Raw genomic sequence first — 24,417 nt, 5'->3', positions numbered from 1 at the left:
CAAACATGAAAAGTTTCTAATACAAACCTACTTATACAGGTGACGGGGTAAAACATTATGAACAAAAAAGTAATTTTGATAATCCTTGATGGTTGGGGGATTCCTAAACCGGGTGAAGAATGGCGCTCGGCCATTGATGCAGCCAACGTACCCTATTTCAGAAAATTAATAAAAGAGTATCCGCACAGCACCTTAGAAGCCTGCGGACGCGCCGTAGGATTACCTAACGGACAAATGGGTAACTCAGAAGTAGGACACATGAACCTGGGCGCAGGGCGCGTGGTTTATCAGGAATTAGAAAAAATCAATATAGCAGTAGAAGAAGGGTATTTAGCTAAAGAACCCGCTTTGGTTAAGGCTTTTGAATACGCCAAAAACAATAATAAAAAAGTACATTTTATTGGTCTTGCATCAGACGGTGGCGTTCATTCGCATATAGACCACCTCAAAGGCTTGTGCACCGCCGCTGCCGGCTTCGGCTTAAAAGATGTGTTTGTGCATGCGTTTACCGACGGCCGTGACTGCGACCCAAAAAGTGGCAAGGGCTTCCTGGCCGACTTGCAGGCGCATCTGAGCAAATCAACCGGTAAAATTGCCAGTGTGATAGGCCGTTATTATGCAATGGACCGAGACAAACGCTGGGAGCGTGTAAAACTGGCTTATGATGCCATGGTGAAGGGTCTTGGTGAAGCCACCCTTACCATTGAGCAGTTGCAGGATGCCATTCAGATTTCTTATGAGCAAAACGTTACCGACGAGTTTCTGAAACCGATTGTAATTACTGAAAACGGTGTACCGGTTGCAAAAATTGAAGAAGATGATGTAGTAATGTGTTTCAACTTCCGTACTGACCGTGGTCGTGAAATAACTGAGGTATTGACACAGCATGATTTTCCTCAGTATGAAATGAAAGCTTTGAAACTGTATTATCTTACCATGACAAATTACGATGATTCGTACAAGAACGTACACGTAATTTATGACAAAGATAATCTGACCAATACCTTAGGCGAAGTGCTTGAAAGAGCAGGTAAAAAACAGATTCGCATTGCCGAGACAGAAAAATACCCGCACGTTACTTTCTTCTTCTCTGGTGGCCGTGAAGAACCGTTTGCAGGCGAAAGCCGCTTGTTGTGCTCCTCTCCAAAAGACGTGCCTACCTATGACCTTAAACCGCAAATGGCAGCGTTTGACATAGACAACACCATTCTGCCGGAATTGAAAAAACAGGAAGTTGACTTTGTTTGTCTCAACTTTGCAAACCCCGACATGGTAGGCCACACGGGTGTGTTTGAAGCCGTAATAAAAGCAGTAGAGGCCGTAGATAAATGCCTTGAACAAGTAGTTGATACCGCCCTTGAAAACGGCTATACTTCAATTGTGATTGCCGACCACGGAAATGCCGATTACATGATTAACGACGACCAATCGCCTAATACACAACACTCGCTGAATCTGGTGCCATGTATAGTTGTTGATAAAACAGACCGCTATGAGGTGAAAGACGGCAAGCTGGGTGATATTGCGCCAACCATACTTACTTTGTTGGGTGTAGAAATACCCCAAGAAATGACCGGAAACGTGTTGATTTCATAATCAACACCCCGTATAAAAGCAAGAATCCCCGTAGTGCAATACCACGGGGATTCTTTTTATGTACTTTTTGCAAAAGCTTAGGCATAAACCTCTTCTGCAATTTTGTTAAATTCGTCAACCTGTACGGTTTTCTTTTCAACTGTCAGATTTGCTTTCAGGAACTCGCGAACTTTTTTACCAAAGGCACGGTCGGTATATTTACGAACAGCGTTGTCTTTGTTCTCCTTAAGGGTTTTACGAGCCATGTTGTCAATGATATCTTCCAGGCCTTCGTACGAATAAGCTCCGAAATAATTACGCATTTCTGCTTTTACTTCATCCACTATATCGTTGTACTCCAGTTTGATTTCATTGTTAGCAGCCACCTCGTTACGGATTAAATCCATACGTAAACCACGAGCAAACGCATCATAATCTTTATCAATATCTTCTGCAGTAAATTTACCTTCGTTGATAATCAACAACCAGTCTTTCAGGAATGCATCAGGTAATTCGATATGAATATTGTTCAGAAGCGTTTTCTCCACTTCAAAATCAAGCAGATAACTACTTTCACGGTCATAGTTTTCTTTCACTATATTCCTGATTTCAGCTCTGAACTCTTCTTCGTTAGACACTTTACCTTCGCCCAGCGCTTTATCAAAAAACTCCTGGTCAATATCAGCGGCAGCTACTCTGGTTATTTTCTCAACAGTAAATTCAAACTCACCAGCCATAGCAGCTGCTTCTTCCTCACTTTTACCGGTAGCATAACCAAGGTCTTTTACATTGGCAAAAATTGACTGAATATCAAATTTCACACTGCTGCCTTTTTCAAGTCCTTTAAAAATATGGAATGCATCTTCGTTTACACGGCCGGTAGAAATGGTAGCATCCTTGATTTCAATTTCAGAAGCCTCTTGCTTCAAAGTACCAAAAACAAGGTCTTCTTTTTCTACTTCTTCAGCTTCTTCATCTTTTCCGAAACGACGACGGATGTCTTCAATGGCTTCGTTTACTTTATCTTCAGTTGGCTCAATGTCATAATTGGTAACAGCCGGAATCGCGCTCAAATCAACTGTAAAATCAGATGCAAGACCCAGGTCATACGCAAAAGTAAACTCTTTGCTGTTATCCCAGTCTACTTTAGAAGAGAGCTCGTTATCAGGCTTAGGGTCGCCTACTACGCGCAAATTATTGTCAGTAATGTAATCGTTAGTTGATTTTGAAACCAGATTGATTACCTCGTCAACCAGAATACTTTTACCGTATAATTTCTGAATATATTCTTTAGGAACCATACCCGGGCGGAAACCTTTCACCTGAGCTGTTTTTGTGTATTGCTTGATTTTTTTATCAACTTCCGGCTTGTAGTCTGCTTCTGTAACATTAACTGTAAGTCTGCCGGTGGTTGCAGAAGTTTTTTCAAATATTGTTTCCATTATGTCGGAATATGAGGTTTAAGAATTAAAATCGCCGCATTCAGGGCAAAGCCGGAATGAAGCGAAGAAATAAAGTCTGAAAACTGCTATTATTAAAAAACCCCCTGACCGGGTGAGGTTCAGAGGGTTGTCTGTACGGGCGGAGGGACTCGAACCCCCATGCCTTGCGACACCAGATCCTAAGTCTGGCACGTCTACCAATTTCGCCACGCCCGCATCTCAATTTTTACGTCCGTTTATCATTGAACGGGCTGCAAAGGTAGTAACGATTTTAACTCTTGTCAAGAGTTTTCTCAAAAAAAATTAAAATTTTTAAAACTTTTTTTTCTGGCTCTAAAAAAACAGAAATTTACGCCCCGCCTTAAAAATAATTTGCTGGTCAGTCGGCAATTAATTATATTAGTCTTTAGGAATACAATAAACCATAAGAATGACAGCAGACGTTGCAGAAAAACCGGAAACCAGAAGTCAGTCTGAACCAATGATAGACCTTGAAAAAGAAAGAGCCGAGATATTAACCAAGTATCGCAGATTACTCAGGGCTGCCAAACCTACTCTGAAAGGCGACGATGCAAAGCAAATAAAAAAGGCGTTTACTATTTCGATGGAAGCCCATAAAGATATGCGGCGGAAATCCGGAGAACCCTACATCTATCATCCGCTTGAAGTGGCTCAAATATGCGTGGAAGAAATTGGCCTGGGGGCTACTTCTATTATCTGCGCTTTGCTGCACGACGTGGTTGAAGACACCGATATGACGCTGAAAGAAATTGAAAAAGAGTTTGGTAACAAAGTAGCACGCATTATTGACGGCCTTACCAAAATATCAGGCAATTTTGAACAGGGTACCTCTGCCCAGGCAGAGAATTTCAGAAAAATGCTGATAACGCTTTCAGAAGATGTAAGGGTGATTCTGATCAAACTTGCCGACAGGCTGCATAACATGCGCACACTGGGCAGCATGGCGCGTAACTCTCAGCTTAAAATTGCGCATGAAACTATTTTTATATATGCACCTCTGGCACACCGCCTTGGTTTATACAAGATAAAATCTGAACTGGAAGATTTATATCTGAAATACACCGAACCGGAGATGTTTAAAGAGATAGCGCAGAAACTTAAAAGTACGAAATCTACCCGCGACCGGTTCATTGATAATTTTATTAAACCCCTTAAGAGAAAACTGCTGGAGGCAGGTCTTGAGTTTGTTATTAAAGGCCGGCCGAAACATATTTATTCAATCTGGAACAAGATAAAAAAACAGAATACGCCGTTTGAAGAAATTTATGACCTCTTTGCCATCAGAATTATTCTGACGCACGTACCTACCGAAAAGGAGAAGTCGGCCTGCTGGCAGGTTTATTCTATTGTTACAGACCAGTACAAGCCTAATCCGGACAGGCTCAAAGACTGGATATCTATTCCAAAGGCCAATGGGTATGAATCTTTACATACTACTGTTATGAGCCATACGGGGCAATGGGTGGAGGTGCAGATTCGTACCGAACGCATGGACGAAATCTCAGAAAGAGGTTATGCGGCGCACTTTAAATACAAAGGCAACGATACGTCTATGAATGCCCCGCTCGACCGCTGGATTAACCAGGTGCGTGAAACGCTTACCTCAGGCGATAAATCGGCAATTGAATTTCTTGAAGACTTCAGAGGCAATTTCTATAACGAAGAAGTTTTTGTTTTTACCCCCAAAGGCGACCTCAAGGTGCTCAGAAAAGGCGCCACTGTGCTTGATTTTGCTTTTGAAATACATACCGAAATTGGCAGAAAATGCACAGCCGGTAAGGTAAATAACCAGCTGGTACCCATCAGTTATGTACTTCAGAACGGGGACCAGCTTGAAATTCTTACCACCAAGAGCCAGAAGCCGTCAGAAGACTGGCTCAGGTTTGTAACCACAACCAAAGCCAAAGCACGTATTAAAGACCTGCTCAAGGAAGAAAACAGAGTTTATTACAGCGACGGCAAAGAAATTATAACTAAAAAGCTGAAAACCCTGGGGCTTGATAACAACCTGGAAACCCTGAACCAGCTGAGGGCTTATTTCAACAAAAAAGATTATAACGACCTCTACTACGCTTTTGGAAAGGCATATATAATGCCCGATGAGATTAAGAAGTTTAAGCATGAAAGAGACGTAAGGCTTAATAAAACAGCAAAAATTGAGATTGACAACAAGGCTTTTATTGATGCCAAAAGCTTTGAGAAAGAATTTAAAAAAGTTAAAGGTGATGATACCCTCTTTATTGGAGACGACCTGCAGGAAATTGATTTCACACTGGCCAGATGTTGCAACCCTATACCGGGCGACGACGTTTTTGGTTTCCTGACCGTTAATGAGGGCATAAAAATACACCGGAACTCCTGCCCTAATGCACAACAGTTGTTGTCTCAATACGGCAACCGGGTTATTAAAGCCAGGTGGTCGTCACAGGTAGCTAAGGCATTTGTTGCTACCATTCATCTGGATGGCATTGACCGCATGGGTATGATACAGGATATTTCTAAGGTTATTTCAAGCGAACTCCATATTAATATGCGCTCTTTGGCAGTTGATACAAATGATGGTATCTTTACGGGCGTTATCAAACTGTACGTTCAGGATACCAGACACCTTGAAACCCTCATGAAACAATTGGGCGAAATAGAGGGCGTTCATCAGGTTACCCGTGTGGATGTTGAATAAAATCTGAAATTACCCAAAAGTATCACCCTATCAAACCTAAAACTTAATGAAACCCATTGCTGTTATAATAATCTTATTTTTTACAGGTTTTCATTGCTTTGCACAGACAACCGATACCCTTGTTACCAAAAGAGTATTTGTTACTACTGTTATTTACCGAAACGGCTTTAAACTACCCCATAAAAGAGTAAAAAGTTTATTTAAAGATACCTGGCAACCCAGGGTAAAGTATAACTGGGGCACCTTGGTGGCTCCGGTTGGTACTGCCATAACCGCCGCCGGATTAGGCCTGACAGTGATTGCCCTGAAAGGCACCCCTGCTACTACTTTTGCCGAAGGCCGGGATGTAAATTATACAGTGCGGAGCCTGCCGAAAGTATTGATGGGTATCGGAATTGTGACGGTAGGTGTCTGCCTGATTGAAGCCTCTAATGAGTGGGTACAAAGCTCAGTAAATATATACAATGCGCGCCAGAACAACCTCCGAGCCAGAACCTCGGTTATACAAAAAATAAATCTGGGTTTTACAGATAGTAATGGCCTGGGGTTAAGCATGAGGTTTTAGGGTAAAACACCTGCTTACCTGGCCAAACCTGCTGTTTAATGCAAGCTATGTATTCTGGTTGTTGTGTATCTCTTAAGATTTCAATACCTGCGCCCATTGCCATTATCATTTCCGGCTTCTGAAAATGCTTAATAATCAGTTTTACTACCTGCAACACCGAAGGCCTGATGCCGGGGCCTGGGTTGTTTTACAATCCCAATTTTAGAAAATTAATCAATGATGTGTTCATTTTCGGGTTTTATCTATTTTCTTTGTAACTTGATTGCTAAACAATAGTCAAACACAGCGGATATTATGGTTCCTAATCCATCAAATTTTGACTCAGCCAAGCGCATATTTACCGCCTATCTGGAATCTAAACAACTTAGAAAAACGCCGGAAAGGTATGCTATACTGGAAGAAATATACTCTCGTGACGACCACTTTGAGGTGGAAGATTTGTATATTTCAATGAAAAACAAAAAATATCAGGTAAGCAGGGCAACCGTTTACAATACCCTTGATTTACTGGTTGAGTGTGACCTGGTAACCAAGCATCAGTTTGGTAAAAACATGGCTCAATACGAAAAAGCCTACGGTTACCGCCAACACGACCACCTGATTTGTGTTGACTGCCATAAGGTTATGGAGTTTTGCGACCCCCGGGTGCAGAACATCCAGAGCATGGTTGGCGAAATGCTGCAGTTCAGAGTAATGCACCATTCGCTTATATTTTATGGCAACTGCCAGCGTGAAAATTGCGAAAACAGAAATTAATTTTATCAGTTACAATACAAGACATATTCTTTTTACAAATAATGATTGACATACTTTTAGGTTTACAATGGGGCGATGAAGGCAAAGGAAAGATTGTTGACGTACTTGCCCCTGAATATCAGGTTGTTGCACGTTTTCAGGGTGGCCCTAATGCCGGCCATACACTTGAATTCGACGGTATTAAACACGTTCTTCACCAGATTCCCTCGGGTGTTTTCCGTAGCGACTGCCTCAATATCATTGGCAATGGTGTGGTGCTTGACCCTATCGTTTTCCGTAGAGAAATAGAAGGCTTGGCCAAATACAACCTTGAGCTGAAAAAAAACCTGATTATTTCAAAAAAGACTGCCATTATTATTCCATCGCACCGCTTGCTGGATGCCGCTCTTGAAAAATCAAAAGGTGATTCAAAAATCGGCTCTACTTTACGCGGTATCGGCCCGGCGTATTCAGACAAGGTATCACGTCAGGGGCTTAGACTGGGAGACATCCTGTCGCCGAATTTTGAAGAGAAATACCAATCATTGGTTGATAAACACAAACAGGTATTAGACTTCCATGAATTTGCTTATGACCTTTCAGAGTCTGAGAAAGAATTTTTTGCATCTATAGAATTCCTGAAAGGATTTAACATTCTTGATACTGAATATATAGTAAACGATTCTCTGAAAAAAGGACAGAAAATTCTGGCAGAGGGTGCACAGGGTTCTTTACTTGATATTGATTTCGGTTCTTATCCGTTTGTAACCAGCTCTAATACCACAGCAGCAGGTGTTTGCTCTGGCCTGGGTGTTGCACCAAGGCAGATTGGAGAAGTGTACGGTATTTTTAAAGCCTATTGCACCAGAGTAGGCAGCGGGCCGTTCCCTACTGAATTGCACGATGACCTGGGCGAAGCCATACGCCAGGAAGGCAGAGAATTTGGCGCTACAACGGGGCGTCCACGCCGTACTGGTTGGTTAGATTTACCAGCGCTTAAATATAGCATCATGTTGAATGGCGTTACCCAGTTAATTATGATGAAGGTAGACGTACTGAATTTCCTTGACGAAATTCAGGTATGCACGCATTACCGCCTGCCAGATGGCACTTTAACAGAGCAAATGCCTTTTGACTTAACTGATATTGCAGTTGAGCCGGTTTATAAATCATTTAAAGGATGGAAATGCTCATTGGCCGACTACCATACTTATGATGAGCTTCCGGCTGAGTTATCGGCATACATTAATTACTTAGAAGCAGAATTAGAGATTCCAATCAGCTTCATCTCAACAGGCCCGGACCGTGAGGCCATTATCCTGAGAGAAGCCATTGCATCTTAATCAAACATAGTTCATAAGTCTCACGGCCTTCAAAACTGTGAGACTTCATTTTTTTATCAATGAACAGCATTCTGGCACAGTATCTTTTCAACAAAGAAATCATTTACAAAAATCCATCGGTTCAGGAAGCTCCTGTATCGATAGAAACCGTAATGACCAAAGAAAGTACTAAAGCCATTGCTGATGCCCGCGCACTGGCAGTGAAAGAGAATCCGCAAACGATGGTTTCAAAACCTGCTGCTTTGCATCTGACACAAGAGGTGCTGATATTAGCCGAACGGATTTCGGAAGATGAAAAAGCGTTTCTTGGTAAAATCCTTTCGGCAGTAGGTTTATCTCTGGCACAGGTTGACCTGATTGATGTTCAGGTAATGCCCACTATTGATTACCCCTCTTTTCTGGCTCAGAAAACAACCAGTAAATTAATAAGCTTCGGCGTAGGGCTTAGCAGGCTGAACTGGGATGTGGTACTGACGCCTTATCAGCTAAAAAGCCTGTCGGGTATTTCCTTTTTGCTTGCCAACAACCTGCAAACCATTTCAACTGATACCACACACAAGAAAAACCTGTGGGCTGCCTTACAGGTTATGTTCAATAAATAAATCAGCTTCCAGATTTCTTTTACCTGCTTTACTCCGGCTTCTGTCATACTTTTAACAATTTTGTCAGGTAATACTGAAAATTTGTCAGAAAACCTTACCTTTGCGGCTCCTTGGCAAAAATCTTGTTCATAACAGAACAGTCTCAATATCAGACATTACTGTCTGGTTTTCACAAGTACAATTATTAAAACCATAAAAATCAAAAATAACTATGTCAGTAAACGTAAAGCCATTAGCAGACAGAGTATTAATTGAAGCTGCTCCGGCGGAGGAAAAAACGGCATTCGGTATTATCATTCCCGACACTGCTAAAGAAAAACCACAAAAAGGTATTGTAGTAGCAGTAGGTCCTGGCAAAAAAGATGAGCCTCTTCTAGTAAAAGTTGGCGACAGCGTTCTATACGGAAAATATGCCGGAACTGAAATTACCGTTGAAGGCAAAGAATACCTTATCATGCGTGAATCAGACATCTACGCAATTGTTTAAAAACCGGACCCCGGGTTCGCCATTATAGGTAGTGCGGGTTTATCCCTTCTGCCATAAAAACCATTCCTATTCAATCATTTTCATTCACTAATTAATAATTAGTAAAAACAACATGGCAAAGCAAATCATTTTTGATACAGAAGCAAGAGAAAAATTGAAGCGTGGTGTTGACACACTTGCAAACGCTGTAAAAGTAACGCTTGGACCAAAAGGCCGTAACGTTATTATTGATAAAAAATTCGGTTCACCTGCAATCACTAAAGACGGTGTAACTGTAGCAAAAGAAATCGAATTGAAAGATTCGATTGAAAACATGGGAGCACAACTGGTAAAAGAAGTGGCTTCTAAAACTGCTGACCAGGCTGGTGACGGTACTACAACTGCTACAGTTTTGGCGCAATCAATCTACACCATCGGTGCTAAAAACGTAGCTGCCGGTGCAAACCCAATGGATTTGAAACGCGGTATCGACAAAGCCGTTACTGCAGTAGTTGAGGCATTGAAAGGCCAGTCAAAAGCCATCTCAACTTCAAAAGAAATTGAGCAGGTAGCAACTATCTCTGCCAATAACGACCACGAAATCGGTCAGATGATTGCTCATGCAATGGATAAAGTTGGTAAAGAAGGTGTTATCACTGTTGAAGAAGCACGTGGTACTGAAACCGAAGTAAAAACTGTAGAAGGTATGCAGTTTGACCGCGGTTACCTTTCGGCTTACTTTGTAACCAACGCTGAGAAAATGGAAGTTGAACTGGAGAAACCGTTCATCCTAATCTCTGAGAAAAAAATCTCTTCAATGAAAGAGTTACTTCCTGTGTTGGAAGGCGTTGCACAAACTGGTCGTCCGTTGTTAATTATTGCTGAAGATGTAGATGGCGAAGCCCTTGCTACACTTGTAGTTAACAAAATCCGTGGTGCATTGAAAATATGTGCAGTAAAAGCCCCTGGTTTCGGCGACCGTCGTAAAGCTATGTTGGAAGACATCGCAATCCTTACAGGTGGTACTGTAATTGCTGAAGAGCGCGGATTCAAACTTGAAAATGCTGACTTGTCTTATTTAGGACATTGCGATAAAATCATCGTTGATAAAGATAATACAACTATCGTAAATGGTTCTGGCGACCAAGAGCAAATTGCAGGCCGTATCAACCAGATCAAAGCACAAATCGAATCAACTACTTCTGATTACGACCGTGAGAAACTACAGGAACGTCTGGCTAAATTGTCAGGTGGTGTAGCTATCATTTACATCGGCGCTGCTACAGAGGTAGAAATGAAAGAGAAAAAAGACCGTGTTGATGACGCCCTTCATGCCACACGCGCTGCGGTTGAAGAAGGTATCGTAGCAGGTGGTGGTGTGGCGTTAATCCGTGCGCAATCAGCTCTTGCAGGTCTTGAAGGCCTTAACGGTGACGAAACCACCGGTATTGCCATCATCAGATCAGCTATCGAATCACCATTACGTACTATCGTTGCCAACGCAGGTGGCGAAGGTTCAGTAATTGTACAAGCTGTAAAAGCCGGTGAAGGTTCGTTCGGTTACAATGCCCGCGAAGACAAATATGAAGATATGTTGGCAGCAGGTATTATTGACCCAACTAAAGTGACCCGTCTGGCACTTGAAAACGCCGCTTCTATTGCAGGTCTGTTGTTAACTACTGAAGCTGTAGTTTCTGATATTGCAGAAGAAAAAGCTCCTGACATGGGCCATGCTCATGGCGGTGGTATGGGTGGCATGATGTAATCATCTGTCTCCTGACAATATATTCAAAAGCCCTCGGAGCAATCCGGGGGCTTTGCTTTTGTAGCCGGTTATACCGTTTTCAAACTAAATTTTCAGCACCTCTCCTACTTTTAAGGCCTCCAGTTGTCCATTAATTTCACCATCATACTCCAGTCTTTTTAAGACCCTCAGTGGGTCTCCCAGTGGTTCGTCGGCCAAATCAAAAGTGCCATAATGCATGGGTATCATTACCTTTGCCCTGGTATCATGAAAAGCTCTTACTGCATCAGCGGGTGATGTATGGCTTTGCGCCATAAAAAATTCAGGTTTATAGGCTCCAATACCTAACATACAATAATCAATATCCGGAAATACCCCGCCGATGTCTTTAAAATGGCCACCGTATCCGGAGTCACCGCCAAAATAAATGGTTTTACCGGCTCCCTCCATAACAAAACCACCCCACAAGCGTTTGTTTGTATCTGTCAGGAATCGCCTGCCCCAGTGCCTTGATGGCACATAAGAAACCTTAACGGCCGGATCTGTCTTGTATTGTTGATACCAACCTGCTGCCTGTACCTGGTTACTTTTTGTAAAAACCGGTAACAATGCATCCAGCTGCAAGCCTGTCAGATACATGGCATCGGGGTTATTGGCTGCAAGTAGTTTCAGGCTGTTCTCATCACAATGGTCGCGGTGGTCGTGCGAAATCAGAATGTAATCAATACCCCTTAAATCGCCAGCCTCTATGGGTAAGGCTGATTGACGCTTTAACAGAGAAACATTAAATAACACGGGGTCAATCAAAAAGGTAAAACCTGCCAGCCGTATAAAATATGAGGCATGCCCCAGCCACACGATGCAATCATCCTTTGACATCATAAACCCCTGGTTAAACATAACCTCTGCACGCCAGGTATCATTTTTCTTTTCCTGCTTTTGCGGATTAACCGTGGTTTGCCATTTTATCAGGTCTTTGAATGAATCAACAAACGGAAACTCATGGTTAATGAATCTCCCTTTGCTGTCAACAGGCGTACCACTCCACGCAAACGGTAGTGTCAGATTTACTAAATCAGGATTAGAAGTATAAGGCATTTTAATTGCAAGGTTTTTACATAGAAACCAAAGTGCCTTATAAAAGTTCCATTGCCTAAGGCCTGTAATTTGAAGCAAAAATTTTGCGGGTGTATTGAAACTTTTACTGATATTTGCTTAAACAACCAAGCCTGGTATGCCTACATTTAAAGCATTTTATGTCAGCGAAAACGCCGACAAAAGCTATTCTAATCAGATTATTGAGCGTTCTACTAATGACCTGCCGCCAGGCGAAGTATTAATACGCGTTAAGTATTCATCACTTAACTATAAAGATGCGTTGTCGGCATCAGGTAATAAAGGTGTTACGCGCAATTATCCGCATACACCCGGTATTGACGCAGCAGGCATAGTGGAGGAGTCGGCCACTGACCAGTTCAGCAAGGGCGAAAAAGTTTTGGTAACCGGCTTTGATTTAGGAATGAATACCGCAGGAGGTTTCGGCCAATATATTCGGATACCAGCCAGATGGGTAGTAAAGCTGCCACGTGGACTGCGCCTGAAAGAAAGCATGATTTTTGGCACAGCGGGCCTGACTGCCGCATTGTGCATAGATAAATTATTACAAAACGGCCTTACGCCAGATAAAGGCAAAGTAATTGTTACCGGCGCAACCGGAGGTGTAGGCACTTTTGCCGTAATGATACTGGCCAGGTTGGGCTTTGAAACCGTAGCTGTTACAGGTAAACCAGAAGGCGCTGCTTACCTGAAAAATCTTGGAGCAACAGAGGTACTAAATCGGGATGCGGTAAACGACCATTCGGGCAGGCCACTGTTGAAAGGCCTCTATGCCGGCTGTGTAGATACGGTAGGTGGGGCAATTCTGGCCACTATCCTGAAAACCATGCAATATAACGGTGTTGTTAGTATTTGCGGGCTGGTACAATCGGCTGAGCTACCCACAACGGTTTATCCATTTATTCTGCGGGGTATTTCTATGTTTGGTATTGACTCGTCAGAATGTGATATTGAATGGCGAAAAAAGATGTGGAAGAACCTGGCCGGCAAATGGAAGCCAACTGGAATTGAGCAGATTGCCAGAACCGTAACACTAAAAGGCCTAAGCAAAGAAATAAAGAAGATTCTGAAAGGCGGGCAAATGGGAAGAGTAATAGTAAGGTTATAAAAGTAACTGAGCCCCTTTGACCGACGGGGCTCAGTTGCTATACCATTAAAGACCATATTTATCAATCAGGTAAACCAGTGCTGCCATTGAGGCGGCACCCAGTTTCAGTTCTCTTTCATTAACGGCATCCAGGTTATCAGTTTGCGCATGATGAAAATCAAAATACCGTTGCGAATCTGGTTTGAAACCAATCAATAATGTACCCTGATTACCCAAAGGGCCAATATCTGCCCCACCGCTACCACGGCCAATTTCTGCCAGCCCATAAGGTGCCAATAGCTTTTTATACACTTCTACTTTAGCTATCTGCTCGTTGGTACCTACCATGCCAAAGCCACGGGGTGCAAAACCACCGTTGTCTGACTCAATGGCTGCAATGTGTTTTTCGTTGTTTTGTTTGGCCAGGTCGGCATATTTGGTTCCACCTCTCAAACCGTTCTCTTCGTTCATGTACATCACTACTCGTATGGTACGCTTCGGTTTTATTCCCAGTGCATTCAGTGTGCGCAATACTTCAATTGCCTGTACGCACCCTGCTCCGTCATCCTGGGCGCCCTCTGCAAGGTCCCAAGAGTCTAAATGCCCGCCAACTACAATAATCTCATCCGGCTTTTCGGTGCCTTTAATTTCACCAATTACATTGTGCGATGGCGCATCGGGCAGTGTTTCGCAACTCTGTTTGAAATAGAATTTCAATTTCGGGTTCTCCTTTAATAGCTTACTCAGCTTATCAGCTCCGTTAGTGCTGATGGCCGCCGTAGGTATCATTGGTATGCCCGGTGCATATCTCATACCTCCGGTATGGGGGTTATCGTCTTGCAGGGTAGTCATTGAGCGTATAATAGCACCTACTGCACCGTATCTGGCGGCTTCAGAAGCGCCATTACCACGTTGCTGCACAGCCCCGGCGTAAGCCTCAAAGGTATTAATTTTGGTAGGGTCCATCGGGCGGTTAAACAACACTATTTTGCCCTTAACTTTTGCTTCTCCCAAAGCTTTCAGTTCTTCAAAGCTTTTCACCTCAATTACCTCTGCCTTAATTCCGGTGGGCGGAGTAGCAACTGAGCCACCCAGGGCTACAATCGGCACCTTCATTTTGGCCTTACCGGTTTCAATGTAGGCATCTTCCTTAGCACCGCGCACCCAGTGCGGCACCATTACATCTTGTAAAAACACTTTTGGAAAACGGTAATCTTCCATTACTTTTTTGGTGTATTGCACAGCCTTTGCTGCCCCGGCAGACCCGCTTAGGCGCGGCCCGATATTCTTACACAGGTAAGTCAATACATTGTAACATTCGCCTTTTGTCAGAATCTCATCATAGATTTTTCTGATTTGCAGGCTGTCCGGATTTTGCTGCGCAAAGCCAATGTGCGCTAAAAAAAGCATTGGAAAGAAGATTTTCTTCATACGTGTCTGTCAGGAAGTGTTTATAGATTTCGTTTTTTCAAAAATACATTTTTTAGGCAAGATTACCAATCAACTTGCCTTTATATGCAACGAAGAAAACGCGAATTTCTGAAAAACAACATTATAGGCAAATACGAAGTACTGCCCTTAAATACAATATACTTAACGAAGATACTTACGGCACTAAAACTCCCAGACGGTGGGGTTTTTATGACGACGCAGATGCTTTCTGGCTTCCATCCAGAACGCCAGAACAAGGTAGATGATAATCGGCGAACCGAAGGTAAAAAAAGAAGCGTAGATAAAATACAACCTCACGCTACTTGCTGAGAAGTTAAGCTTCTCTCCCAGACGGGAACAAACCCCGAAAAGCTGGTTTTCTACTAGGTATCTTAGGCGTATCATTTCTTTTTTTCACAAAGTTATTACGAATCTACTAATAATATCCTTATAAACAATAAAACTACAATTTTTTAATATAGCCCGATACATTTTTGTGCAAATAAATATGAGTTTTGTCCTAATAAATTTATCAAAAAACTTGCACTATCATTAAAAATATGTACATTGCGATTCAATTTTTCATTTTCTTTTAATTTTCAATTTCAATGCAAACAGGTGTAGTAAAATTCTTCAACGAGACCAAAGGCTTTGGATTTATCGTTGATGACGCTTCAGGGCAAGAGATCTTCGTTCATGTGACTGGACTAGGCGGCAGAAAAATTCGTGAAAACGATACAGTTGAATACGAAGTTGTCGAAGGCCGTAAAGGTTTGAATGCAGTCAACGTGAAAAAAATATAATTTTTTTCTAAGTACGATTGAGCTCATTTCAGAAACCTCACTATTGTGAACAATAGTGAGGTTTTATTTTTTGCTTTCGCGTAAAAACACTTAATTCATCAGGGGTTTTTACGTATTTTAACAATTCTTTTAAAACTAACTCATATATTTCGGTGAGTTTTCTAAAACACTACAAAACAATTATCCTTTTATTTAACCATTAAAACAACTCACTATCATGACAGAAAATTGGCCTTACTCCCTAAAAGAAGCTGAAAACATAGGAACTATATGTTCGGTTTCTTCTACAAAGGATTACTCGAACCAATTCAAAAAAGATGTGGCTGCACCTAGCAGACAAAATTCTTATGATTCGAGATTTATAATTGATAACACCATAAGAGATGCAGAGTTTTTTGGTATCAAAAGCATTGAAAATTTAATTGCAATTGCCCAAAAACAAGCCACAGTGGTTGGTATCAGAGTTTATTACGGACTTGCCTATGAAAAAATTAACCCCGAAACCGGATTAACCCAGATTTCTACAGAGCCAATTGAAGGTGGAGACCCTGAAATGAGGCCAAGATTATTTCTTGTTGCGGTAGATGAAAAAGGCAATGACATTATGATTGGCCTTGGCGGAAACGGCGACGACCCGAATGGCAATGGACTGGGAGGCGGTTCTCCTCAACCACCGTACGGCCAAAATTAAATTTAAAAGGACGAAACTAATCGAATGAACGGACTAATGCTCTTTTCAACGGTTTCAGAAGTAAGTATTCTTATTCCGGCGTTAATCATACTATTTAAAAGAAAATATCTTAGCGCTGAACTAAGAATACTTGCTGTGTATGTTATTCTTACACTCATCAGAAACACTTTCGGAGTAACCTCAGATTTACTCTATTACTCAGGACTTAAAAACTTTAACACTTTATTTTTTTACAACTGGCAGTCTGTACTGGGTTTTTACCTTATTGTATGGTTTTACTACAGGCTACTGCACTATAAATATTGGCGTTTATTTATTATTTCAGCCTCTTTCATTTTCACTATCTGTGCCATTCTTGAAATCCCCTCTGGCTCGCTTACCAAATTGAATACCGGCTCTTTTAATCAATATACCTACACAGCATCAAGTCTGATTATACTCGTAATTGTGCTGGCTTATTTCTATGAGCTGCTACAGGATTTAAAAGTCGAAAATATCACAAAATTTTCCTACTTTTGGGTAAGTGTTGGGCTGTTATTCTATTTTGGTGGAAGCCTCTTTGTAAATTTGTTTCTGGTAAAGGCGGCCATATCCACCACGCAAATTACCTGGGGAATAAACTCAGCCCTTAGTTTTGTATTCCATTTTACGGTCTCGCTGGCATTTTATTACAGTAACTTTTTGTACAACAGTCATAAAGATGAGTGACCTGCAGCTTATATTTCTGGGTTCCGCGGGGCTTCTGGTACTAATTATCTTTTGCATTTTGTTTGTGGTGTATTATAAGAAAAAACAAGCAGAGCAAAAGATGAATATTCAGGAGCTTAAGGCCGAGATGCATAAACGCTTGCTTGAGTCGTCGCTGGAGGTTCAGGAAGTTGAAAGACGCCGTATAGCCAAAGACCTGCATGATGAGGTAGGCGCCATGCTTTCGGTAACCAAGATGAGCTTTAATCAGTTACTAAAAAAAATAGATACCTCAGGCGAAGTGATAGAGCAGGGCCAGCAAACCAAGGAGTTTCTGGAAGAATCAATCAGCCAGGTGCGAAGAATATCGCGCGAACTTGTACCCAGCACGCTTGAAGATTTTGGATTAATTATAGCCATTGACGAGTTTATTCAGAAAATACACATAGCCACCGGAGTACTGTTTATTTTTAACCATGAAGGCATAGACGACACCCAAAGGTTTGATAATAAAATTGAACTGACTGTGTACCGGATAGCCCAGGAGCTGGTTAACAACGCCCTGAAACACGCCGAAGCACAAGAGATAACCCTCAAGCTGTCGCTTCTGAACAAAAAACTTAGCTTTGTATTCACTGATAACGGTAAAGGATTTAACCTGGAAGCGGTAAAAAAAGACGTAAAGTCTGGTTTGGGTCTGCGAAACATAGAAAGCCGTCTGAGCGTAGTGAATGGCACATTTGCTATTCAGTCGATTCTGGACAAAGGAACGAGTTCAACCATAGAGATTCCGTTATTATCTTAGTTATTTGTTATGTCAAATATCAGAATTGCAGTAGTAGATGATCATAGCCTTTTCAGAAAAGGCATGATTTCGATTCTGGAACAGGTTTCCGGTTTTGAAGTGGTAATGGAAGCTACCAATGGCCTTGAGCTGCTTCATAAGCTGCAACATACAACAGTTGACGTTATTCTGATGGATATTCAGATGCCACAGTTAGATGGCACGAAAGCTACCGAGATTGTTAAGGAGAAATTTCCGAAAACAAAGGTGCTGATACTCTCTATGCATGATGAAGACAAATATGTGATGCACATGATGGAGACAGGCGCAAGCGGTTACCTGCTGAAAGACAGCGACCCCGAAGAGGTAGAAAAAGCCATTAAAAAAGTAGTGGAAACGGGTACTTATTTCAGCGATTTTGCAAGCAAGGTAATGCTGCGCAAAATGACCAGAAAGAACCAACAGGAAAAGAAAATATTCAACTATAAAACAGACCTGTCTGAACGTGAAGAAGAGGTTCTGAAGCACATCTGCGACGGCCTTTCAACCGTAGAAATCGGCGACAAGATGTCTCTCAGCCCCAGAACTGTAGAAGGGCACCGGCTACGGATGATAGAAAAACTGGGCGTAAAAAATACAGCAGGGCTGGTGGCTTTTGCTATTAAAAACCACCTGGTCTGATTACTTGTTTTCCAGCACGGCAGAGAATTCAATCTCAACCAGATAATCTTCGCCAATCAGGGCTTTAACTTCTACCATTGTTGTACATGGTTTTATAACACCAAAAAACTCGCCATGCGCTTTGCCTATGGCTTCCCATTTTGAAATATCAGTAGTAAATATACGCGTGCGTATAACGTCTTTCAGGCTGGCTCCCAGTTGTTCAAGCACCTTCTCTGCCTTTAGAATAATAAACTTGGTTTGAATATATACATCGTTTTTACCCACAAGCTCCCCACTGTTATCGGTAGCAACGGTACCGGTTACTTCAATAACATTACCAATTTTTACTGCTCTGGAATACCCGACAATGTCTTCCCACTTTGCACCTGTAGATATATTGATTCGACTCATAAATTTTATTAAGATTTGGCGGGCAAAGTTAGAAGAAAAAAAGCCTTTTACAAATTCTGCATCATTTTTATCAATCTGATAACACTGCCGTAATATTGAGCTTAATTTTTCTTACCAAAAAAGTGTACGGATAATAAAAAAAGCAACAACCGTTCTCATGAGTGGCTGTTGCTTTTGACCAGGCAAATTTGGTTAATTAGCTACTTTTTGCGACTGCTGGCGGTCATAGAAATTCAGAAAATCTTCAATTTTTTCTACCGGAATCCTCCTCGCTATTATTCTTTTGTTTTTATCAAGTATGTAATTGGTTGGCGTTGAGTAAACATCAAAGTCTTTTGCATAAACATATCTGTTTCTGGTGTCCCATACGTTTATCAGCTCATTGGTTTTGTAGGTGTTTATAAAGCTGCTGATTTTCTTCCTGTCGTTTATGATACTTATGTTGTAAACGGTAACCTTTCCTTTGTTAGCGTTGTAAAAATTTACCAGCTTCGGGGCTGAGTCGCGGCAATGGCCGCAGTCTGGATCATAAAAATAAACAACGGTATATTTGGTTTTGCTTTGCATGGGTGTGTGTTCTCTACCTGTTGAGTCAGTAACAATCAACTGCGGAAACACCAGCCCGGTTTGTAGCGGTTTCATTATATCTACTCTCTCTTTGAATTTAGCTCTCTGGGTTGAATCCAGCCAGGGTGCGTTTTTCAGATAATAATTTTCAGCCAGATGCACAAATACACCATCAAGCCCCACTATTTCAGAGTTTTCATATTTGTTGGTTATCTGCCACAGCACAAATCTGTAAACTTCTGTATTTCCCTTAGCCAGCTTCAAAACCCTGTCGGCATCTCTATTGATAGAGTCAGTTACCTGATACACCAGGTCTTTAAAGTAACGTTCGAGCCTTGAATGCAGAAAAGGCGAGCGCAACAGGCGCTCATCGGCAAAATCTATATGATCAAAAAAGTGGGCTTTATAATAATTAAACAAATAGGTAGAATCTGGCCTGCCATTTGCCTTTTTAGGTAAAACTGTGGGCAGCTCGGGTTCAACATTGCTTTTTACAACCTTTGCTACAAATGTGCCGGCATTGTTTTTGGTAAAGGCTTTCATGTATGCCTCAACATCAGCCTGAATCTGCGCCATTTGTTTTCTTACGTTATCCTGGGTGGCCGGGTCATTTTTTCCTCTGGCAGCATTATTCACAGCCTCTGCTTCTTTATTTTTATCTTGCAGAAACTTGCGGTAGGTAAAAAGTAAATCGTTTTCTTTTGAACCTTTAAATTTTACTTTGCCCACAAAGTCGGTGGTATCGCTCTCTATTTCCATAAACTGCTCTTTGCCATCAACTGCAAAATCGTAATATTTGGTGGGCGATAAAACAATCAGATAGATACCACCTTTCAGAGGGTCTTTGCCTTTAAAATCAAGCATACCGTTTTCTACCCTGGCCGAGTCAACCTTTATGTATTGATTATACCCGAAAAAATGCGCCAGATGGCAGGTTCGGCCTTCGGGCATACCTTTGAGCCTTACTTTAATAGAATGCCCCGGCTGCTGGGCAAATAAGCTGACAATTGAAAACAAAAATGCGATAAGAAACAGGTGTGTCCGGTGTTTTACAGAGAGCATATTCTTATTTTTTAGTCTTAATATGTTAAATAGCAAATATAAGTGCTTAATTTATGAGTTCGAGTTAATTGCTTGTTAAACTCTCAAATATTGTCATCAAATTTAACGCCAGGGCATGTTTCATATTGTTTCAAAGATTTTTGCTTTTGTGCTTATGCCGGCAGGCATTATACTTATTCTGCTTGTGCTGGCTTTTATTACAAAAAACAGAAACCAATCGAGGAAACTGCTGCTTGCGGCCCTTCTGTTTTTTTACTTTATTTCTACTCCTTTCTTTGTTGATGAAATAGCCCGGCTTTGGGAAATACCACCAACATCTATTGCGGCTGTGCCGCCTCATGATGTCGGCATTCTTCTTACGGGCGGGATAATTAACACCGCCAAAACACCTGAAGAAAATATATTTCTGGGGGGCTCAGCCGACAGAGCGGCTCAGGCCATTCAATTGTATAAAGCTGGTAAAATAAAAAAAATCATTATCAGTGGCGGCGAGATACCAATACTTGGCGAAAGGCCCACCAGAGAAATTGACCAGATAGCCAGATACCTGGTTGTTTCTGGCGTGCCGACGAAAGACATTTTTAAGGAAGACCAATCAACCAACACCAGAGAAAATGCCGTAAACACAGCCGCCCTGTTGCGGAAGCACTTTGCAGGCGAAACCTGCCTGCTGATTACCTCGGCATTTCATCAGAAAAGAGCCACGGGCTGTTTCATCAAAGCCGGAGTAAAGGTTACACCTTATGGCTCTAATTACATTTCCGGCAACAGAACATGGGCCCTTGTTCAGTTCGTACCCGATACATCGCCCATGCGTACTGCCCATTTAATTATCAGAGAAATGATTGGTTATGTAAGCTACAAACTGGCTGGCTGGCTATAAAACACCGGAGGGGCCTCCTTTCAGAAGCCCCTCCGGTGTTTATTGCTCTGGGCAGGTTATCTGCTTAATCTTGAATAGTGTTTGTTGTAAATTGCCTCATACTTTTTGGCGGCAGCTTCCTGACCGTTACGATTGCATACATTTGAAATAATCTGCAGGTTTCTCAGGCTAATTTCAATAAACTGCTGTACGTTATCCGGCATCCATTCGGCACTTGTTCGGGTAGCTTTTTCGGTAAAATAAGCCAGGTTCTCGTCGGCACGTTTGGTTATTACTTCGGCAATTTCCATTGCTTTTTTAGGGTCGCCCACTTCAAAGTAATACATTACGTAATTGGTACAAAGCTGGTCGTAAGGAATAGCCGCATCCGGCAGAACCCTGTTGGCATAATCTAATACTTCTTTGGCTTTGTCTTTTTTACCTTCTCTAATCAATTGGTCGGTCAGTCTCAGAAATGCCAGACGAGCCGTGATAATAGGAACCTTCAGATACGTTTCAGAATCGTAATATACTTTCGGATTATTCATCTCTCTCCATGCCATTTTCTTTAGCATCTTCTCATACATTACGTCTGTATTTACAAAGCCGTCTTCACCATCCGCTACTTTAAATGGCATCAGGCGGTAAGCGTAGCCTTCCAGCTGCATGTATTCACGCAGGTTCAGGTAATTGTCGCTGGCCAGTGTACCTGCAAAATAGATAGGTCTTTTCCAGTTGTTCTGTGCAATCATTTCCAGTTGCATCAAATCATTTTTCAACAAATCACGTTTGCCTATGTTCCACACCATTTGTCCGTTCAGATACGGCTCATACTGTTTGGCTACAAAGCCCAGTTTTTTCACATCCTCAACATTGTAGGTCAGGAAGAGGCTGTCTGACGGCAAAGAGTTAATACTCTCACCGGTTGTCAGTGGTATCTGTATAGCAGGGTCATTTTTCTTTACCAGTTCCAGAAACTCTTTCAGGTTAATGGGTGCCTGCAAACGCTCTACAAACGGAATCTGGTCATTTACACCACTTAGTAGCTGGTCGGTTGAGAACGTAATCGGCAGTGGGTCTGACTCATAGGTTTTACGTTTCATCTGCTCGCAGTACCAGTCGGTTCCTAAAAGGCTCAGGTTACAAACGCGCACGTCTGTTCTGAAACCTTCTACCTCCTGCACATACCATAGCGGGAAAGTGTCGTTATCGCCACCTGTAAACAATATGGCATCTTTGTCACAAGAGTTAAGCAGGTTTTTAGCAAAATCTATCTGGTGATAACGGTTCGAACGGTCATGGCCTCTCCATGCCTGTGGCAACATAATTAAAGGCACTACCAAACCAACAGCCGTTGAGGCAATGGCTCTTGACTGCACATTTTTTATAAACTTGAACACGTAGTCGAACAAGCCCATTACACCCAAGCCAATCCAGATTGCCCAGATATAGAACGAACCCACGTAGATATAATCACGCTCGCGTGGCTCAATCGGTGGTGCATTCAGGAATACCACCAGTGCCAGACCTGTAAACAGAAATAACAGGAATAACACGAGGGCATCTCGCTCGCGACGGAAATAATGGTATAATAAACCAAGAATACCCAAAATAACAGGCAAACCAAAGAAGTTGGTTCTGGCACGGTTTTCTTTTACTGCCGGAGGCAATGCACTCTTCGACTCAAAAATATTAGTCGGCCCGGCCCCTTCAATGTCGCTTGACCGCCCCCAGAAATTCCAGGTAAAGTAACGCCAGTACATGTAACCCATCTGACGTTTGAACATATACATGACATTGGTTATAAGCGTAGGTTTTTGCTCAGGCGACAAGCCCATTTCCTGACGGTACACCGCCTGGTGGTTAGCATCTGTGCTCCACATACGCGGCAAAAGGCTTTCGCTGTTTGGCCCCCATATATAATTTGGCTTGTGGTCGTAAACCTCATATTTATCTTTACCTATTTTGTAGATAGGGTCACCGTTTTCGATAGACTCCAGCTTGCCTGTAAATACAGGGCCGTATAACAGCGGGCGGCTGCCATATTGCTCACGTTTCAGGTACGATACGTAGGTTAATACGTTGCTCGGGTTGTTTTCGTTGATAGGCGGATTGTAATTTGAGCGTATCAAAGCAATGGTGTAGCTTGAATAGCCTATCAATATAAAAGCAAACGAAACCAATGCCGTATTGGCAACGACCATTCCTTTTTTATTGGTATAGAAAATAGCATAAGCTAAAGAGCCTATCAAAAACACAACAAAGAACAAACTACCTGAACTGAAAGGCATACCAAACACATTGACAAACAATTTCTCGAAAGTGAACGCCAGCGACGGTATACCCGTAATAACGCCAACATTAACAATGCCCAACACCACCATACCTATCAGAAAGGCAATAATGCCACCTTTCCATGTTACTTTTTTGGTCTTTTTATAATAATAGATTAAGGCCAGCGCCGGAATAGTTACCAGATTCAGTAAGTGCACACCGATTGACAACCCTACCAGATAGGCAATAAAAACCAACCAGCGGTTAGCGTCTGACTCGTCTTCTATCAACTCCCATCTGAAAGCCGCCCAAACCACAATGGCCGTAAAGAAAGATGACATACCATAAACCTCGGCTTCAACTGCTGAAAACCAGAATGAATCAGAGAAAGCGTATACCAGAGAACCAACAGCACTGGCACCTAAAACCAGAATAATCTCTGATGAGTTGAGTTCTTCACCTTTTTTGCCGAACACCTTACGCGCCAGCAAAGAGATGGTCCAGAACATAAATAAGATTGTAAATGCACTGGCTATAACCGACACCATGTTTATCATCAGCGCCACTTTGGTTACGTCGCTACCTGCCAGCAAAGAGGCCATGCGGCCAATTAACAGAAACAACGGAGCACCGGCAGGGTGAGGCACCTGTAGTTTGTAGGCGCAGGCAATAAACTCGCCGCAGTCCCAGAAACTGGCTGTGGGTTCAACCGTTAAAGTGTAAGAAATCAATGAAATGGCAAATATAGCCCAGCCTACAATATTATTAAGCCTTTTAAAATTGTTCATTTGATAGTAAATAAATGT

General features: G+C 42.1%; 22 protein-coding genes and 1 tRNA gene. 15 read left to right on the top strand and 8 right to left on the bottom strand.

The genetic code is table 11. The features are described 5' to 3' along the window. Nucleotides 1-57: 57 nt before the first annotated feature. Nucleotides 58-1,596 carry a 2,3-bisphosphoglycerate-independent phosphoglycerate mutase gene (gene gpmI, locus MB380_RS07235; RefSeq protein ID WP_253534141.1) on the top strand — a complete coding sequence of 513 codons (1,539 nt, stop codon included), beginning with the start codon at nt 58-60 and terminating at the stop codon, nt 1,594-1,596. Between the two features lie 77 nt (nt 1,597-1,673). Here gpmI and MB380_RS07230 read toward each other — a convergent pair whose 3' ends face one another. Then, on the bottom strand, nt 1,674-3,017 hold the full coding sequence (locus tag MB380_RS07230; protein ID WP_253534140.1) for a trigger factor: 1,344 nt from the start codon (nt 3,015-3,017) through the stop codon (nt 1,674-1,676). Between the two features lie 134 nt (nt 3,018-3,151). After that, nucleotides 3,152-3,233: transfer RNA gene (locus MB380_RS07225), tRNA-Leu, on the bottom strand. A 214-nt stretch (nt 3,234-3,447) separates the two neighbouring features. Between MB380_RS07225 and MB380_RS07220 the strand changes: the two genes are divergently transcribed. From MB380_RS07220 to groL, 7 genes are all read left to right on the top strand, one after another. Beyond that, the gene (locus tag MB380_RS07220; RefSeq protein WP_253534139.1) at nt 3,448-5,718 is read left to right on the top strand and encodes a bifunctional (p)ppGpp synthetase/guanosine-3',5'-bis(diphosphate) 3'-pyrophosphohydrolase; all 2,271 of its coding nucleotides are present in this window, start codon (nt 3,448-3,450) and stop codon (nt 5,716-5,718) included. A gap of 46 nt (nt 5,719-5,764) precedes the next feature. Continuing rightward, nucleotides 5,765-6,283, top strand: coding sequence for a hypothetical protein (locus tag MB380_RS07215; protein ID WP_253534138.1), 519 nt, complete (start codon nt 5,765-5,767; stop codon nt 6,281-6,283). 294 nt (nt 6,284-6,577) lie between these two features. Continuing rightward, complete coding sequence (locus tag MB380_RS07210; protein ID WP_101725191.1) at nt 6,578-7,039, top strand: Fur family transcriptional regulator; 462 nt, start codon at nt 6,578-6,580, stop codon at nt 7,037-7,039. A gap of 41 nt (nt 7,040-7,080) precedes the next feature. Beyond that, nucleotides 7,081-8,361 carry an adenylosuccinate synthase gene (locus MB380_RS07205; protein ID WP_253534137.1) on the top strand — a complete coding sequence of 427 codons (1,281 nt, stop codon included), beginning with the start codon at nt 7,081-7,083 and terminating at the stop codon, nt 8,359-8,361. Nucleotides 8,362-8,420: 59 nt separating this feature from the next. Beyond that, the gene (locus MB380_RS07200) at nt 8,421-8,963 is read left to right on the top strand and encodes a hypothetical protein (protein ID WP_253534136.1); all 543 of its coding nucleotides are present in this window, start codon (nt 8,421-8,423) and stop codon (nt 8,961-8,963) included. Nucleotides 8,964-9,174: 211 nt separating this feature from the next. Then, a complete protein-coding gene (gene groES / locus MB380_RS07195) occupies nt 9,175-9,450 on the top strand; it encodes a co-chaperone GroES (RefSeq protein WP_101725194.1) in 276 nt (91 codons plus the stop codon). A gap of 112 nt (nt 9,451-9,562) precedes the next feature. After that, nucleotides 9,563-11,194: a chaperonin GroEL gene (gene groL, locus MB380_RS07190; RefSeq protein ID WP_253534135.1), complete on the top strand. Its 1,632-nt coding sequence runs from the start codon at nt 9,563-9,565 to the stop codon at nt 11,192-11,194. Between the two features lie 84 nt (nt 11,195-11,278). Here the strand turns inward: groL and MB380_RS07185 are convergent, their stop codons facing one another. Continuing rightward, a complete protein-coding gene (locus tag MB380_RS07185; protein ID WP_253534134.1) occupies nt 11,279-12,271 on the bottom strand; it encodes an MBL fold metallo-hydrolase in 993 nt (330 codons plus the stop codon). A gap of 136 nt (nt 12,272-12,407) precedes the next feature. Between MB380_RS07185 and MB380_RS07180 the strand changes: the two genes are divergently transcribed. Continuing rightward, complete coding sequence (locus MB380_RS07180; protein WP_253534133.1) at nt 12,408-13,397, top strand: YhdH/YhfP family quinone oxidoreductase; 990 nt, start codon at nt 12,408-12,410, stop codon at nt 13,395-13,397. 45 nt (nt 13,398-13,442) lie between these two features. On the opposite strand, the gene MB380_RS07175 is transcribed toward MB380_RS07180, so the two are convergent. Together MB380_RS07175 and MB380_RS07170 are read right to left on the bottom strand one after the other, a co-directional pair. Beyond that, complete coding sequence (locus MB380_RS07175) at nt 13,443-14,786, bottom strand: M20/M25/M40 family metallo-hydrolase (protein ID WP_253534132.1); 1,344 nt, start codon at nt 14,784-14,786, stop codon at nt 13,443-13,445. A gap of 204 nt (nt 14,787-14,990) precedes the next feature. Continuing rightward, the gene (locus MB380_RS07170; protein WP_101725199.1) at nt 14,991-15,212 is read right to left on the bottom strand and encodes a PspC domain-containing protein; all 222 of its coding nucleotides are present in this window, start codon (nt 15,210-15,212) and stop codon (nt 14,991-14,993) included. Nucleotides 15,213-15,415: 203 nt separating this feature from the next. Here MB380_RS07170 and MB380_RS07165 point away from each other — a divergent pair, with 203 nt between their 5' ends. The 5 genes from MB380_RS07165 to MB380_RS07145 all read left to right on the top strand — a co-directional run bounded on the left by MB380_RS07165 (nt 15,416) and on the right by MB380_RS07145 (nt 18,453). Beyond that, complete coding sequence (locus tag MB380_RS07165; protein ID WP_101725200.1) at nt 15,416-15,610, top strand: cold-shock protein; 195 nt, start codon at nt 15,416-15,418, stop codon at nt 15,608-15,610. Between the two features lie 217 nt (nt 15,611-15,827). After that, nucleotides 15,828-16,301, top strand: coding sequence for a hypothetical protein (locus MB380_RS07160; protein ID WP_253534131.1), 474 nt, complete (start codon nt 15,828-15,830; stop codon nt 16,299-16,301). A gap of 24 nt (nt 16,302-16,325) precedes the next feature. Beyond that, entirely contained in the window at nt 16,326-17,009 is a 684-nt protein-coding gene (locus MB380_RS07155) for a hypothetical protein (RefSeq protein WP_253534130.1), read from the top strand. Then, entirely contained in the window at nt 17,002-17,793 is a 792-nt protein-coding gene (locus MB380_RS07150) for a sensor histidine kinase (RefSeq protein ID WP_253534129.1), read from the top strand. The genes MB380_RS07155 and MB380_RS07150 overlap by 8 nt, the downstream gene beginning before the upstream one ends. A gap of 9 nt (nt 17,794-17,802) precedes the next feature. Beyond that, complete coding sequence (locus MB380_RS07145) at nt 17,803-18,453, top strand: response regulator transcription factor (RefSeq protein ID WP_101725204.1); 651 nt, start codon at nt 17,803-17,805, stop codon at nt 18,451-18,453. Here MB380_RS07145 and MB380_RS07140 read toward each other — a convergent pair whose 3' ends face one another. Both MB380_RS07140 and MB380_RS07135 read right to left on the bottom strand, forming a co-directional pair. Beyond that, complete coding sequence (locus MB380_RS07140; RefSeq protein ID WP_101725205.1) at nt 18,454-18,846, bottom strand: RidA family protein; 393 nt, start codon at nt 18,844-18,846, stop codon at nt 18,454-18,456. It abuts the gene before it with no gap. Nucleotides 18,847-19,038: 192 nt separating this feature from the next. After that, a complete protein-coding gene (locus MB380_RS07135) occupies nt 19,039-20,475 on the bottom strand; it encodes a TlpA family protein disulfide reductase (protein ID WP_253534128.1) in 1,437 nt (478 codons plus the stop codon). Between the two features lie 115 nt (nt 20,476-20,590). On the opposite strand from MB380_RS07135, the gene MB380_RS07130 reads away from it, so the two are divergent. Then, a complete protein-coding gene (locus MB380_RS07130) occupies nt 20,591-21,358 on the top strand; it encodes a YdcF family protein (protein WP_253534127.1) in 768 nt (255 codons plus the stop codon). Nucleotides 21,359-21,414: 56 nt separating this feature from the next. On the opposite strand, the gene MB380_RS07125 is transcribed toward MB380_RS07130, so the two are convergent. Continuing rightward, on the bottom strand, nt 21,415-24,399 hold the full coding sequence (locus MB380_RS07125; protein ID WP_253534126.1) for a DUF2723 domain-containing protein: 2,985 nt from the start codon (nt 24,397-24,399) through the stop codon (nt 21,415-21,417). Nucleotides 24,400-24,417 lie beyond the last annotated feature (18 nt).

The organism is Emticicia sp. 21SJ11W-3 (assembly GCF_024138715.1).
Classification (GTDB): domain Bacteria; phylum Bacteroidota; class Bacteroidia; order Cytophagales; family Spirosomataceae; genus Emticicia; species Emticicia fluvialis.
Note: the sequence above shows the minus strand (reverse complement) of the source record. Positions and strands in the feature narration are given on the sequence as shown.